Annotated in this window: 15 protein-coding genes; 3 read left to right on the top strand and 12 right to left on the bottom strand. The window is 46.5% G+C overall.

What is annotated here, in order from left to right; translation table 11 throughout:
* Window positions 1–38 precede the first annotated feature (38 nt).
* The 3 genes from KCTCHS21_RS15280 to KCTCHS21_RS15270 all read right to left on the bottom strand — a co-directional run bounded on the left by KCTCHS21_RS15280 (window position 39) and on the right by KCTCHS21_RS15270 (window position 3,567).
* Window positions 39–950 (bottom strand): aldo/keto reductase, encoded by a 912-nt coding sequence (locus KCTCHS21_RS15280; protein WP_130609849.1) that lies wholly within the window; start codon window positions 948–950, stop codon window positions 39–41.
* A gap of 76 nt (window positions 951–1,026) precedes the next feature.
* On the bottom strand, window positions 1,027–2,967 hold the full coding sequence (locus tag KCTCHS21_RS15275; RefSeq protein ID WP_162309334.1) for a tetratricopeptide repeat protein: 1,941 nt from the start codon (window positions 2,965–2,967) through the stop codon (window positions 1,027–1,029).
* 75 nt (window positions 2,968–3,042) lie between these two features.
* Window positions 3,043–3,567, bottom strand: coding sequence for an ADP-heptose synthase (locus KCTCHS21_RS15270; protein ID WP_130609843.1), 525 nt, complete (start codon window positions 3,565–3,567; stop codon window positions 3,043–3,045).
* Window positions 3,568–3,712: 145 nt separating this feature from the next.
* On the opposite strand from KCTCHS21_RS15270, the gene KCTCHS21_RS15265 reads away from it, so the two are divergent.
* Together KCTCHS21_RS15265 and KCTCHS21_RS15260 are read left to right on the top strand one after the other, a co-directional pair.
* Entirely contained in the window at window positions 3,713–4,225 is a 513-nt protein-coding gene (locus tag KCTCHS21_RS15265) for a hypothetical protein (protein WP_130609840.1), read from the top strand.
* Between the two features lie 35 nt (window positions 4,226–4,260).
* On the top strand, window positions 4,261–5,208 hold the full coding sequence (locus KCTCHS21_RS15260) for a serine hydrolase domain-containing protein (RefSeq protein WP_130609837.1): 948 nt from the start codon (window positions 4,261–4,263) through the stop codon (window positions 5,206–5,208).
* Between the two features lie 73 nt (window positions 5,209–5,281).
* On the opposite strand, the gene KCTCHS21_RS15255 is transcribed toward KCTCHS21_RS15260, so the two are convergent.
* The 7 genes from KCTCHS21_RS15255 to KCTCHS21_RS31150 form a co-directional block, all read right to left on the bottom strand.
* Window positions 5,282–5,761: a hypothetical protein gene (locus KCTCHS21_RS15255; RefSeq protein WP_130609833.1), complete on the bottom strand. Its 480-nt coding sequence runs from the start codon at window positions 5,759–5,761 to the stop codon at window positions 5,282–5,284.
* 78 nt (window positions 5,762–5,839) lie between these two features.
* Window positions 5,840–6,496, bottom strand: a complete 657-nt coding sequence (locus tag KCTCHS21_RS15250) for a hypothetical protein (protein WP_130609830.1) — start codon at window positions 6,494–6,496, stop codon at window positions 5,840–5,842.
* Between the two features lie 187 nt (window positions 6,497–6,683).
* Complete coding sequence (locus KCTCHS21_RS15245) at window positions 6,684–6,995, bottom strand: hypothetical protein (RefSeq protein ID WP_130609827.1); 312 nt, start codon at window positions 6,993–6,995, stop codon at window positions 6,684–6,686.
* A gap of 19 nt (window positions 6,996–7,014) precedes the next feature.
* Window positions 7,015–9,324: a thiamine pyrophosphate-dependent enzyme gene (locus KCTCHS21_RS15240; RefSeq protein ID WP_130609824.1), complete on the bottom strand. Its 2,310-nt coding sequence runs from the start codon at window positions 9,322–9,324 to the stop codon at window positions 7,015–7,017.
* A 55-nt stretch (window positions 9,325–9,379) separates the two neighbouring features.
* Window positions 9,380–10,387: a 2-oxoacid:acceptor oxidoreductase family protein gene (locus KCTCHS21_RS15235; RefSeq protein ID WP_130609821.1), complete on the bottom strand. Its 1,008-nt coding sequence runs from the start codon at window positions 10,385–10,387 to the stop codon at window positions 9,380–9,382.
* A 274-nt stretch (window positions 10,388–10,661) separates the two neighbouring features.
* Window positions 10,662–11,021 carry a RidA family protein gene (locus KCTCHS21_RS15230; protein WP_197726468.1) on the bottom strand — a complete coding sequence of 120 codons (360 nt, stop codon included), beginning with the start codon at window positions 11,019–11,021 and terminating at the stop codon, window positions 10,662–10,664.
* Between the two features lie 161 nt (window positions 11,022–11,182).
* Window positions 11,183–11,626 (bottom strand): hypothetical protein, encoded by a 444-nt coding sequence (locus KCTCHS21_RS31150; RefSeq protein ID WP_130609818.1) that lies wholly within the window; start codon window positions 11,624–11,626, stop codon window positions 11,183–11,185.
* Between the two features lie 755 nt (window positions 11,627–12,381).
* Between KCTCHS21_RS31150 and KCTCHS21_RS31385 the strand changes: the two genes are divergently transcribed.
* Window positions 12,382–12,522, top strand: a complete 141-nt coding sequence (locus KCTCHS21_RS31385; RefSeq protein WP_170211430.1) for a DUF6254 family protein — start codon at window positions 12,382–12,384, stop codon at window positions 12,520–12,522.
* Between the two features lie 229 nt (window positions 12,523–12,751).
* On the opposite strand, the gene KCTCHS21_RS15220 is transcribed toward KCTCHS21_RS31385, so the two are convergent.
* Both KCTCHS21_RS15220 and KCTCHS21_RS31940 read right to left on the bottom strand, forming a co-directional pair.
* Complete coding sequence (locus KCTCHS21_RS15220) at window positions 12,752–13,480, bottom strand: phosphonate ABC transporter ATP-binding protein (protein WP_130609814.1); 729 nt, start codon at window positions 13,478–13,480, stop codon at window positions 12,752–12,754.
* 419 nt (window positions 13,481–13,899) lie between these two features.
* Window positions 13,900–14,034, bottom strand: coding sequence for a hypothetical protein (locus tag KCTCHS21_RS31940; protein WP_269472712.1), 135 nt, complete (start codon window positions 14,032–14,034; stop codon window positions 13,900–13,902).
* Window position 14,035 lies beyond the last annotated feature (1 nt).

The raw sequence follows: 14,035 nt of genomic DNA, 5'->3' as shown, positions 1-14,035 counted from the left end.
TCACTTAGAAGCTTGCCAGAAATATCCCTATCGAAAACCTAGACGTCCTGCGGATGACCGGCTTCTACAAGCTCAATCGCTGCCGCATTCGCTTCAACCTGCGCAGGGTCCTTACAGCCTGGAATAACGGATGTCACAGCAGGATTATTTATGCACCAAGCGAGCGCCCAAGCTGCCATATCCGTTCCTTCAGGAACTTCATCGCGTTTAATGGCTTCCACCTCTTGCATATGTTTATCCAGTACAGCTGCATCTCTTCTTGATCTCACGTCATCAGCAGCAAACTTTGCTCCTGGCTTATACTTACCGCTAAGCAATCCGCTTGCAAGAGGAACACGTGCCAATACGCCCAAGTTCTGTTCTATGCAGGAAGGAAAAACTTCCTTTTCCGGATTGCGATCCAATCGATTGTACACGACTTGAATAGCACCTGCATTTACCTTCGAAGCCTGCGAGGTTTGGTGGATGTTCAAGTTAGAGCCAATGGATATACCCAAATGACGGATTTTCCCAGCCTCTACTTGCTTATTAAGAATATTCCACAATTCATCTTTATCAAAGGCGACATCCGGACCCGAATGGAACTGATATAAATCAATATAATCTGTCTTTAGAGCCTTCAAGCTAAGCTCTAGCTGACTAACAACATCCTTAGCTTCATATACATCCGTGCGTTCGAAATTACGGTGAAAATGATGACCGAACTTAGTAGCCACGATCCAATCCTCACGACTCCCACGGATGGATTCACCTATTAGAGACTCCGACAAGTGATCGCCGTAGCATTCCGCAGTATCAATGAGGTTAATACCTAACTCTTTTCCCCGACCTAGAATAGCATTGACCTCTTCCTGCTCATAGGTTCTGCCCCATTCCCCGCCGAACTGCCAGGTTCCGATACCAACAACAGAGACACGCAAATCTGTTTTACCTAATGTTCTATATCTCATTTGAGCTTCCACCTTTATGTTTGATTTATAGTTGAAAAGTCGTTGTTTTCGATAAATCCGCCATGCACGAAACTCGCTAGGACAAGTAACGGCTGCTTCCATAAACAAGCAAGAATTGCTCCTTAGCCCGCTCACGCATCTCATCATCAAAGCCACGGACATCGTTTAACAGAGCGAATCGATCCCCCTCGGTCTTTTCCCCGCCTGCATATAACAGCCATTGCGCAAGATCATCTGATGCACGCACGCGATCGAAGGAGTGGTGATACCACAAGGATGCTCTTTCCAAATAAGCCTGCGCTTCAAAAGGACTCAAACTAATTACTTTAGTAAAAGAAGCAATAGCATCATCGTGTCGATCTAATTGATTGTAGATGAGCCCCAGATTGAAATGCCCTTGAGAATCATCTGGTAATAGCAAAGAATATGCGAGTGAGTCGGTAAGAGCCGCCTCATGATCATCCAGCCTATAGTGGATAAGTCCCCTCAGCCAAGTAAGACGTGTATTACTAGGGTTAAGCTGCAAGCCTTTGTTACAATCCTCTAACGCATCTACCAAGCGATCGGCCGCAAACCGGCAACGCGCCCGTCGATCATAAAGCTGTGAATTATCCGGTTCCATTCCCAAAGCTCGTGAATATTCGATATCTGCAAGCTCCCAATTTCCCATACCCACATACAGCTCTCCTAGAGCGTACGCCGTCTTGCTTTCCTTCATGATGCTCTCATCCAGCTTTACGGCTGACTGAATATCCATCATCGCTTCCTCGTAGCGGTCGGACATGTAACGGGAGAAGCTTCTACGCATGTAATAATCAGCTGTTTCTTCAAGCTGCAACGCTTTCGTATACGCTTCATCCGCATCGTCATAACGATCGTCATCGATAGCGAATTCTGCCCTTTGCTTCCAATTTAACGGATCATCTGGCTCCATAGCCGTCAATGCATCGCTCTCTGTCTGCGCTTCACCCGTTTTGCCCGCTTCCCTGTAAGCGTCTGCTAACCAATAACGAACAACAGTGTGCCCTGGAAAATGTTCTTTAGCGGCCTCAAGCACCTGGATGACTTCCGAGTACATCCCCTTCGATCGGAATGTCGCACTTAGCTCCATGTAGGCTGGAAGCCAGAGTGGATTGTTGTCTTTTAATTGTGTAAGAACATCCACAGCTTCCTCAAAGCGGTCGAGCTGTCTGAGCAGACCACCTTTGCGAAGCTGCAGCTCAGCTGCGCTTGGGTAATTCTCAATCGCTATATCTATGGAAGCTAAGGCCGCGTTAAGCTCGCCCCTAGCTTCTAATAGTCTAGATTCAAATAACCGGAAGCCAAACTCCTCTTGCACGCCCTTAATAAAGCTTGCTACGGCTGCATGAGAATAATTCGTTCTTTCCTTAAGCTGCTCCGCACCCTGATTTTTAAGCTGGTGCCATTTATCCTGTAGAGCAATTCCTTCCGCCAATGCAGCTTGGGCCTCTTCCACTCTATCCAGCTTTTCTAAGACATGGGCTAGCCGATAGTAGTAATGTGGAATAGCTTTAGATGGTTCAGAAATGGCTTGTCGATAGCTTGCTTCTGCCTCAGCATAGCTGCCAAGCTTCACATATACGTTACCTAGCTCATAATGAGTCGATGCTTTAGAATTTTCTCTTCTATTCAAAGCTTCCTTGAAATCTCGAACTGCCTCGTCATACTCACCTCGATCGTGATGAGAAATCGCCCTTGTATACCAATAAATATAAGGCTTCGAATCCAGCTTTATAGCTTCGTTCAAATCAGCGATTGCTTGCTCGTCTAGTCCCATCTCATTGTAAATATGAGCACGTCGTTCATACGCATGTGGGTGTGCTTCTCTCTTAAGAGTAGCAGATAGCACATCTACTGCCTGTTCAGATTTACCATTTTCGTAAAGTAGCGCAGCATATTCGACCTGTTCGTCTAGGGTCATTTGATTGATTCCCCATTTATCATACCAACGAAGAGCTTGCTCTATCTTTTGCTGCTTATGCAGTCTTTTTGCCATCCACCGGGCAAATGATTTTACCAAAAACATCCCCTCCGATTGACGCAAAAGCTGCCGAGATTCTCGGCAGCTTCTTTATTCAGTCTGTTCTCCCGTCGATTCGGTATCCTCTTCAACAGCGAATTCAAAGTCGTCGATATCAAACAATTGCACTGGAATGGCATTCTGTACCGCTTTGTCCTGAAATTCAATCTGATCGGTTAATATCGGACATTCCAAACGAAGCGACATCAGAATGACTTCTGTTTCAATGGGATCAAACAATTCCCCATACTGCATATTTTCAGAAGCGTTAACGATTACGAATGTAACCCTATCGTTAATAGGGAGTGGCGGGCTTTCACGCCAAGGTGCCATAAGAGCACGCTCTATTTTCTTCTTATTAAACGGATCCTCGAAGTAACTAATCATTTCTCCGATTTTCCCTTTAACATAGGCATCATCTTCTGATTCCGGCATAACTGGATCAGGACTATCCTTCATATCATAGAGCTCCATTACCGAAGTATACGGTATCCTGTATTCTACAGGACGTTTCGGCAGAAGCAGTTGCCCGTAGATGGCAATCATTACAGCCTCAATGACAAAACGCCGACTCATCTTTTGTGTTTCCCTCCCATAAAGCGATCCACCGACATGCGCATTGTTTTCCATTATATCATAAAAAGCCAGGCGCAATGCCACACCATACGGTATAATATTCAAAGATTGTTTCCATAATATCTCTATTGAGGAGCTGTCAGGTATGTCTGAGTTGACCTTCCACTATTATATGCAACTCACTCAGCAGGAATCAGAGCAAACATTTAGATTGGCTATGGAAACGGCAGGTTATTTTGCTTTTTACACCTTTATTGAAGATTTTCGTGGCGGATTAAAAAGCTATTCTGATGAGGATAAGCAGCTTTACCGCTTAAAGCTTGACCGAGCGTCGGCCCTCTTTCCCACTCCTGAGCAATTCAGCCCTTCCTGGAACACCATTTGGGAACAGTTCAACATTATTTTCGTGGCCAAAAATGAAGCATTAAGTGCAATATCGCCATCACTAAGAGACGGAGAGTGGCAAATTTTAATCGATAATCCTTACTCTCATCAACAGGTCGTCTGTTATCCAAGCCTTGTTTTTACAGAAGCAGCGTACATGTACGGTTATTTTCAACGTGATCTCAAGCCCCATGAATGCTTGCGAATGCAGAAGGTTACGGAGCTGCTGACTGTGAATGGTCGCAAGGAAGCTTCTCTTTTCCCTGATACTTAATTTCATCCTTATACGACTTGGAGCATACCCAGCATATGAATTCAATTCACCATAGATTAATTGCTAACATGGATCATTTCGCCCAGCAGGTAACTAGCACCAAAATCGACTATTGCGAGGTTTCCATCGGCAATCAGTCTCTCTTTAGGCATGAACGGAAGCCCGACTCCGCACACAAGCTCCACAAGATTAACTCCATAACGAAAAGCATACTCTCACTTCTGATCGGAATTGCGATTGATCGCAAGCAGCTTGAGGGAGTCCATACTCCTCTATCTGATTTCTTTCCCCAGCTGGATGTTGGTGCTGCAGGATCTAATCTCACTATTGAGCATCTATTGACGATGACGACAGGCTGGGATTGGCCGGAATGGGGAGAATGGGACGGCATGCCGAGGCCTATGATTGACAGTCCGGATTGGGTAAGCTTTGTGCTTTCGCGCCCTATGAAGGACGAGCCCGGTACACGTATGATCTACAATTCAGGGTGCTCTCAACTGCTTAGCGCCATCTTACAAAAGGTTACTGGGATGACAACAGCTCAATACGCGGAACAGTTCTTGTTTAAGCCGCTGGGGATACAGGAATATCTGTGGCACGCCGACGCTAATGGAATTACCATTGGTGGGTTTAGCTTATCACTTAAAGCCGCTGATCTGATGAAGCTCGGTCAACTGATGCTGAGCAAAGGTCGCATAGCTGACGTACCAATCGTTCCAGAGGATTGGATTGATAAAAGCGTCGCCCCACGATTCCACACCTATGATGACGTCGGCTCCTACGGTTACCATTGGTGGATACTAAGTAATCAGTCAGGGAAACCGGTTATTCCCACAACCTACTTCGCCATGGGCTTCGGTGGCCAATATATTTTCATTGTTCCCGAGCAACAATTGATTGTTACCTTCGCAAGTTCACTGTACAAACAATCTTTTCTTCCTTATCAGCTATTTAAAGAGCTCGTTTACACTGATTCTGTGTAGGTTGGGGCGGCGGGGCGGTCAACAGCGAACGCACGCTACCCTAGATACCCCTCTATACTCTCTATACTCTCCATTACTCTCCTTTTACCTTCCATACCTCAATACCCTCTATACTCTCTATACTCTCTATACTCTCTATACCCTCTATACCCTCTATACCCTCTATACCCTCTATACCCTCTATACCCTCTATACCCTCTATACCCTCTATACCCTCTATACCCTCTATACCCTCTATACCCTCTATACCCTCTATACCCTCTATACCCTCTATACTCTCTATACCCTCTATACTCTCTATACCCTCCATACTCTCCATACCCTCCATACCCTCTATACCCTCCATACCCTCCATACCCTCCATACCCTCCATACCCTCCATACCCTCCATACCCTCCATACCCTCCATACCCTCCATACCCTCCATACCCTCCATACCCTCCATACCCTCCATACCCTCCATACCCTCCATACCCTCCATACCCTCCATACCCTCCATACCCTTCAAATACTTCAAATACTTCAAATACTTCAAATACTTCAAATACTTCAAACCCTCAATACGCCCGATCCACTACCAATTCCTCCAGCGCGCAAACCCCGCGCCGCACTAACGCGTACCTAAGGTAACCTACCGCACCGTGCCCATAGTGAATCCTGCGTTCTCTATCAGCTCGTTTTGCCCGCCGGCGCAGCCGTTAGTGAACCCTGCGTTCTCTATCGGTACTTTTTGCGCTCCAGCGGGACCGTTAGTGAATCCTGCGTTCTCTATCGGTACTTTTTGCGCTCCGGCGGGGACGTTAGTGAACCGTGCGTTCTCTATCAGCTCATTTTGCGCTCCGGCGGGGACGTTAGTGAACCCTGCGTTCTCTATCAGCTCATTTTGCGATCCGGCGGGGACGTTAGTGAACCCTGCGTTCTCTATCAGCTCATTTTGCGATCCGGCGGGGACGTTAGTGAACCGTGCGTTCTCTATTGGTACCTTTTGCGCTCCGGCGGGGACGTTAGTGAACCCTGCGTTCTCTATCAGCTCATTTTGCGATCCGGCGGGGACGTTAGTGAACCGTGCGTTCTCTATTGGTACCTTTTGCGCTCCGGCGGGGACGTTAGTGAACCCTGCGTTCTCTATTGGTACCTTTTGCGCTCCGGAGGGGACGTTAGTGAACCGTACGTTCTCTATTGATACCTTTTGTGCTCCGGCAGGGACGTTAGTGAACTGTGCATTCTCTATTGGCACGTTTTCCGTTCTAGAGGGGACGTTAGTGAACCGTGCGTACTCTATTGGCACGTTTTACGCTCCGGCGGGGACGTCAGTGAACCGTGCGTTCTCTATTGGTACCTTTTGCGCTCCGGCGGAACTTATAGTGAATCCAGCCAGCCCTGCTTTCGCTATTGCGACAATTCGCCGCCACGCCAATAGTTTCCTCACAAATGACAAACCCCCTGGAGCGTAACATTCCAGGGGGGGAATAATATCATTCCGATTGTACAGATGACTCAACAGACAGCACGCCATCGCGAAACGCTACGACTCGCGAAGGATCATTGCGCAGCTTCACATTAGCCATCTTTATTTCATGCTCGGAAAGCTCTCTCGAAGACCAGCTTTCTAGACTGCCCGCAGGATCACCCTGCTCAATAGCTGCCTCAGCCAAAGCCTCGGACATCTGCACAAGCGACGGAGGATGCTCCCAAATTAGGAGACCATAGTACGCAAGCTTGTAGCTATTCCGTTGAATGCAAGCGAGCAAAGTCCCTGAGGGAGAATGTGTCATTACGTAAGGCATTGTTACAACGCCCCCATTCCTATAAATAGGGATTTTCGTGCTTAGCTTTAAGCATATTCCAACGGCGCTCAATCTCGTTCTCAAACTCCCTAAGCGTTTCCGCATATTCCGGCTTGGAAAGATGCTTCGTCTTTCCCATCATTTTCAGCCAATCGCCAACTGGCACCCTCTTCCCTTTCTCCTCGGGGTTATAGGTAATCGTTGTGATTCCTTTCTCTACTTCATATAGCGGAAAGAAGCACGTATTCACAGCCTGATCGATGATATCGGCTCCATCCTTATCTTCGGACAGCCAATTCAGCGGACAGGTAATTAGAATTTTACCGTACACCATTCCCACATTTTGCGCATACCACTGGGCTTTAGCACCTTTCTTCACAAGATCGACCGGGCTTGCCTCGCTACCTGTGAATACGTAGGGTATATTCGTCGCCGCCATAATTTGTGCCGTATCTTTATGATGAAATACTTTACCACCCTGATGCTTGCCCACGTTTGACGTCGAAGTCCGATGACCCATAGGCGTGGAATAAGAAAGCTGCGCTCCCGTATTCATATACCCTTCGTTGTCATACTCAAGAATGATCATACGATGATTACGCAGAGCAGCCCCAATAGCTGGCCCCATCCCAATATCCATCCCACCGTCACCCGTAATCATGACGAATGTGAAATCGTCCTTCAAACCATATTGATCCAACTCACCCCGGCGCTTGCGCTCATGAAACATCTCCACAACCCCTGACATCGTCGCTGCACCATTTTGGAACAGGTTATGAATGTAGGTTGCCTTGTGGGCAGAGTAAGGATATCCTGTCGTGACGACCATTGCACAGCCAGTGTGGAATAAGGCCACGATATCTCCTTCAATTCCTTTGAAAAATAGCTCCAGACCCGAGAATATTCCACAACCCGGACAAGCGCCATGCCCAGGTGCAATTCGTTTAGGCTTCTTCGTTAGCGAACGAAGTGGAGGTACTCGAACATTGATTTTGCCTGTTGCTTCATCCTGGGTAACTGTTATGAGGCCTGTTTTCAAATCCTCATATTTCATCGGCTCTAGCACTCTTTGAGGTGCTTTGGAGGGATCCCCTGCCGTAATGCCATGATAATCATAAGGCTTCTGTACGAAGCCCTTCTCCATCGCATCAATTGCAAATTCAAACATAGCTAAACCATCTTCAGCATAAAAATCTTTTCCACCGAGACCATAAATCCGGCTGATGACCTTCGTGGTAGAGTTTCCGAACTGCTGAAGAGCTGCACGCACTTCTATGACCATATTGCCGCCATGACCGCCGTACGAGTCGGAACGGTCTCCTACGGTCACTGCCTTCACATTCCTAAGCGCTTCCGTAATCGCCTTCGCAGGGAACGGACGAATGATATTCGGTGAAATCGATCCCGCCTTAACTCCCTTGGCACGAAGCTGATCCACTACATCCTTAATAATTTCCGCAGAAGAATTGAGCAAAAATACAGCTACCTCAGCGTCTTCCATTTTGTAGAGCTCAAGAATCGGATATTCTCTACCCGTCAGCTCAGCATATTCCTTTTGAATTCGGTCAAAAACGCCTTCCGCACGATACATAGCCTGACTTTGCTGGTAGCAGTTATTAATATAATCAGGCTCGTTCATATAAGGTCCGACGGTAATAGGATTGTTGCGATCCAACACATGCTTAAATCCTTCAGGAGGATGCTCGCCGACGAACTTCTGCACGTCCTCACGATGTGCAAAAGTGTTGACTCGCCTTTTCTGATGACTAGTAAAATAGCCGTCTGAGGCAACTAAAACGGGTAAGCGAACTTCCGGATCTTCTGCCAGCTTCAGTGCAATAATGTTCATATCATAAACTGCTTGAGGATCGCGGCAAAGCACAATAGGCCATCCTGTATTTAAGGCAAAGTACAAATCCGAATGATCCCCATGAATATCAAGTGGGCCCGATACGGACCGACATACAAGATTCATGACCATTGGAAAACGTGTTCCTGATTGGACAGGCATCTGTTCCAACATGTACAAGTAACCGTTTGCAGAAGTGGCATTAAACACGCGTCCTCCAGCAGTTGAAGCCCCATAACAAACACCCGCAGAGCCATGCTCTCCATCTGCAGGGATTAAAACAATATCGTGCTGCCCGTTCGCTTTCATAAGATCGAGAAACTGTGCTACTTCCGTAGAAGGAGAGATAGGAAAATACCCCATCACATGATAGTTAATCTGGTGTGCGGCATAAGCAGCCATCTCGTTGCCTGATTCATAGACGATTCGTTGCTCCACGGTGCCTGGCAGGCCCATTTCCTTGCGAATATCAATCGACATGTTAGAATCCACCTTTCCTATCGGTTTCTCGCTGAATAACGTCTTGACGTTTTATCTATGAAATAGCTAAAGAAAATTTATGCGGTACACGATGCTCCTCAGCGTAATGCTCCTGCTCAAGCTCGCTTGAGAGCGCATCTGTGGGACAAGCTTGGACACATTTCAGACAGCCTTTGCAATATTGATAATCAATACCCTGTAGAAACATCTGAGGACGGCCTTTCTTATCAGCCTGCTCTTCCCAAACAAAACAAAAATCAGGACACACATTGTCACACGCTGCGCAGTGTATGCATTTGTCATCTGCGAAATGTGGCATCATCCCTGCCCTCGAAATACTTAAATCTTTCAGAATACTATTACCTGGGTTCGTAATGATTCCGCCTAATGGCTGTGTCTCATAACCAAGCACTGGCGTATCCATTCGTAAAAAATCCGGCATGACGTCACCTTCATCTAACTGAAAGGCTTGGAACTGCACCTCGTCATAGCCACGCTGAAATGTATTTAATGCCGGCTGAACGGCTGCTGGGTACTTTTTCTCAAGTGACTTGCGTATTACACTCTTCATGAACTCCGCATCTAGAAACTCACATAACCTAAACAACCCGCCAAGCATTGCCATATTTACCCGATTGTTTTCATCCATTGAGATGCCAGTAGCATCCACAACTGCAATGATGCCGCCTTTCAACTTAAGCTGATCTTTCAACTGCTGGGGTGATTTCTTGGAGTTGACTAGTACGATGCTGTCCTCGTACATACCCGAAATTACGTTGATCGTCTTAGACAGATTTTCATGGAAAATACCGATGACATGTGGTCTTTCGACCGGAGAAGTATCTCGAATTCGCGTATTAATGTCGCAAAATCGAATATGCGCTTTAACAGCCGATCCTTTCTTCTCAGAGCCATAGGAGCTAAAACTGACTCCATTTAACCCTACTCCCATGACACCTGCTTCCGCCAACATTTTACCGGCCAGATTGGCACCTAGCCCTCCGATGGACTCCAGACGAATTTCGAAAAAACCCAACTCATTGACCTTAGGCAGCATGACCATGTCGTTCTGTAATCCCCTTTCGCACTCAAGTGGAGGATAAATCAGAAAATTGGCAATATATAAACATTAATTATTTCGCGATAATTTATAGGAATCCTTCCGTTGATATGAAAAATCGGCAAAAAATGCAAAAAGCCCAGCAATTGCTCTTCTTTTACCCTATCCCAGAAGCTGTGCCCTGTTCACCTGTTATCGCCCCCCTCTTCCTATTGTATGATTGCTCATACAAACCATTGCACCAGACTCAACGAATTTATAGTAAATCTAATCAGACTTATTTCTTATATGCGATTCCGTCTAGCATGCACAAACAGGTTGGATTAACGAATTCAGTGGTCGTAGTCATTCTTGCTGGAAAACCGTCTTTCTGGAAAAAATGATTAAAGATGTCCCTTGCCGCTCCAAAATATTTGATGTCGTTTAGGTACAAATTAATCTGAACGAGATGCTCCAACGAGGCTCCAGCAGAATAGAGGGAATCCCTTAGGTTATTAAAACTAGCTACCAACTGGTGTTCAATATCATCTTTCTCATGCCCTTCACTGTGATGCGCCAAAAAAATAAAATCCCCCGCAATAACATAGGACGAGCAAGTTTCATCTCCATAGTAAGACGGTTCTCTAGTAATCATCATCGGCCTCCAAGTGGTTAAAGTGCCTTTTTTCATGATAGCAAACATATGTTCTCATTGCAATAAAAAGGTAATTTATGCCACATTAGCGTCACTCAAATTTCGAACATCTGTCGCAAATTCGTCCTTTCATAGCCGCGTACTCGAAAATTTTCATTCTTCTCTTACAAATCCGTCCTTTCTTTTAAGCCGCTGTCAGCAGACTTTTTGGTGAAAAAACGAGGAGCGGTGCTCCTGTAGACCGCTGTGAACGGACTAATTGGTGGAAATCCGAGGATCGGTGCACTGTAGACCGCTGTCAACGGACTAATTGGTTGAAAACCGAGGGGCGGTTCGCTGTAGACCGCTGTCAACGGACTATTTGCTGGAAAATCGAGGATCGGTTCGCTGTAGACCGCTGTAAACGGACTAATTGGTTGAAATCCGAGGATCGGTGCGCTGTAGACCGCTGTGAACGGACTATTTGCTGGAAAATCGAGGATCGGTTCGCTGTAGACCGCTGTAAACGGACTAATTGGTTGAAATCCGAGGATCGGTTCGCTGTAGACCGCTGTCAACGGACTAATTGGTGGAAATCCGAGGATCAGTAAGCTGTAGACCGCTGTCAAAGGACTAATTGGTGGAAATCCGAGGATCGGTGCCCTGTAGACCGCTGTCAACGGACTAATTGGTGGAAAATCGAGTATCGGTTCGCTGTAGACCGCTGTAAACGGACTAATTGGTTGAAAACCGAGGGGCGGTTCGCTGTAGACCGCTGTCAACGGACTATTGGTTGAAAACCGAGGGGCGGGGCGCTGTAGACCGCTGTGAACGGACTATTTGGTGGAAAATCGAGGATCGGTTCGCTGTAGACCGCTGTGAACGGACTAATTGGTGGAAATCCGAGGATCGGTTCGCTGTAGACCGCTGTCAACGGACTAATTGGTTGAAAACCGAGGGGCGGGGCGCTGTAGACCGCTGTGAACGGACTAATTGGTGGAAATCCGAGGATCGGTGCACTGTAGACCGCTATCAACGGACTAATTGGTTGAAAACCGAGGGGCGGGGCGCTGTAGACCGCTGTCAACGGACTAATTGGTTGAAAACCGAGGGGCGGTACGCTGTAGACCGCTGTGAACGGACTATTTGGTGAAAAATCGAGGATCGGTTCGCTGTAGACCGCTGTCATCGGACTAATTGTCGGAAATCAAAGAGCGCCTCAACCTGCCAACATCGTCAGACAGTGATAGAAATTGGAGTTTGCCGTTTATCAGCCCGTTCTCCAAGCTCGTGTGCTTCATATATTGAAATACGTGAATAAGGACGCTAATCTAACGCCACGATAATTCAAGTAAAACCATATAAAATCGAAAGGTGGGATGTTATGCCCCCGTCTAAGCGCCGCAGGGAAAGCACATGGAAAAGTCGAAAGCAGAACCAGCAGCCTCATGGTAAAATCACTTCGCTGAACGAGTTGGCGAATGAAGCTCCTTCAGAAGGAACAACCGACCAACCGACACAGTAGCATCACAATAACAGAACACTAGCAGCAGTAACAGTAGCTGCAACAGAAACAAAGTTCGGAAACAGAAATAGCGTTCAAGGTAGCCATGGAATAACAATGGCTACCTTGAACGCCCCAATACAAAATTCATTTAACATCTTTGAATCTTCACCAGGAAGCTCGGTTAGCGCCATAAGAAAGCCTAAGGCGGCTTTACTCAAGTCCCAGAAGCCTTAACCCTACCCAAAAGCTAAGTTAATCTCAGCTTCTCGGCAGCAGTTAGTCTTCTTCCTTTAATATTGACAATAAGCCGACCATCCTGCATGCCCCATATTTCATCTGCAAATTTCTCTGCAAGCTCCACACGATGCAAAGCAGCAACAATCGTTGTTTCTTTCTCATGACATAGCTTCTTGAGTGTTCTCATCATTTCTTCAGCAGAATGAGGGTCAAGTCCGGATACAGGCTCATCGGCAAGCACCAACCGTGCACCATGCACTAATGAACGAGCGATTGCGATCCTCTGGCGTTCGCCCCCACTCATCTTCTCAACAGGCTGCTGAGCCCTCTCCATCAAGCCTACATGCTCAAGCATGTCCATTGCACCCATATGATCATCACTGCGAACCATGCCCGTTAGCCTGCGCCATATAGGGGTCTGTTCTGCTGCTCCAATGAGAACATTTTTAAGCGCAGATTTTTTTTCAAATAACAACGGTTTCTGCTCGAGGTAGGCAATTTGCCTGCGGTATCGCATTTTGGCGAAAAATCCAGCTTCCATTAAATCCTTGCCATCAACTCTATACTCACCAGAAGACCATACTTCCTTTAAAGCTAATGCCTTCAATAAAGCAGACTTTCCACTTCCGCTCGAGCCTACAACAGCAATGAAAGTGCCGGGCTCTAGTCGTGTATTTACGTGATCTAATATCGTTTTCCCTTCGGGAATCTTGCGGGTTAACCCAGAAATTACGATCATAGAAGCCCTTCCCCTTCAATCCAATATGTATATAGTGTACGGTATTACGGAATAGCTTGCCATACGAACAAATGTTTGGTAAAATAAAAATAAGAACAAATGTTCTATATATCTCTCAATAGGTGGGATGATGGATGGTGAACTGTGAACATCTCCGTTACTTGGAACCTCCCAGAGGATCCAGACCGTCTCGAGACTTAACCTTCAAATTTTTCACCGACGGGAAGCTCGTCATCATTGATAATGACACAGGGAACACAATGAACCCCCGCGAGTTAAGCGGGGGCAGCTACGACTTCTATGTTCGTCAACGCATTAGACTTATTAAACGCGACCTCTCCGAGAAAATAACAAAATACGCTTGAAGCAGCAAAAGGTTTACGTTATCTCCCTACTGGTCAAGCGAGAGAGTGGTTTAATCAGGGTAAATTTTTATTGATCCCGTTTAAGCTCGGTGGATATTTCTTCATTCTACTGATCTGATTATCCTGCTCTCTCTCTTTGGCCTTAGAGTGGCCTGCACCGTCAACAATCTTGTCGGTTCTGTTTTTCATT

It is taken from the genome of Cohnella abietis, assembly GCF_004295585.1.
Lineage (GTDB): Bacteria > Bacillota > Bacilli > Paenibacillales > Paenibacillaceae > Cohnella > Cohnella abietis.
Note: the sequence above shows the minus strand (reverse complement) of the source record. Positions and strands in the feature narration are given on the sequence as shown.

Bases quoted from the DNA above. Each gene is read 5' to 3' on its own strand.
- KCTCHS21_RS15280 (WP_130609849.1), bottom strand. From the start codon at position 950: ATGAGATATAGAACATTAGGTAAAACAGATTTGCGTGTCTCTGTTGTT.
- KCTCHS21_RS31940 (WP_269472712.1), bottom strand. From the start codon at position 14,034: ATGAAAAACAGAACCGACAAGATTGTTGACGGTGCAGGCCACTCTAAG.
- KCTCHS21_RS15240 (WP_130609824.1), bottom strand. From the start codon at position 9,324: ATGTCGATTGATATTCGCAAGGAAATGGGCCTGCCAGGCACCGTGGAG.
- KCTCHS21_RS15260 (WP_130609837.1), top strand. From the start codon at position 4,261: ATGAATTCAATTCACCATAGATTAATTGCTAACATGGATCATTTCGCC.
- KCTCHS21_RS31385 (WP_170211430.1), top strand. From the start codon at position 12,382: ATGCCCCCGTCTAAGCGCCGCAGGGAAAGCACATGGAAAAGTCGAAAG.
- KCTCHS21_RS15220 (WP_130609814.1), bottom strand. From the start codon at position 13,480: ATGATCGTAATTTCTGGGTTAACCCGCAAGATTCCCGAAGGGAAAACG.
- KCTCHS21_RS15275 (WP_162309334.1), bottom strand. From the start codon at position 2,967: ATGGCAAAAAGACTGCATAAGCAGCAAAAGATAGAGCAAGCTCTTCGT.
- KCTCHS21_RS15245 (WP_130609827.1), bottom strand. From the start codon at position 6,995: ATGCCTTACGTAATGACACATTCTCCCTCAGGGACTTTGCTCGCTTGC.
- KCTCHS21_RS15230 (WP_197726468.1), bottom strand. From the start codon at position 11,021: ATGATGATTACTAGAGAACCGTCTTACTATGGAGATGAAACTTGCTCG.
- KCTCHS21_RS15235 (WP_130609821.1), bottom strand. From the start codon at position 10,387: ATGGTCATGCTGCCTAAGGTCAATGAGTTGGGTTTTTTCGAAATTCGT.
- KCTCHS21_RS15265 (WP_130609840.1), top strand. From the start codon at position 3,713: ATGTCTGAGTTGACCTTCCACTATTATATGCAACTCACTCAGCAGGAA.
- KCTCHS21_RS15270 (WP_130609843.1), bottom strand. From the start codon at position 3,567: ATGAGTCGGCGTTTTGTCATTGAGGCTGTAATGATTGCCATCTACGGG.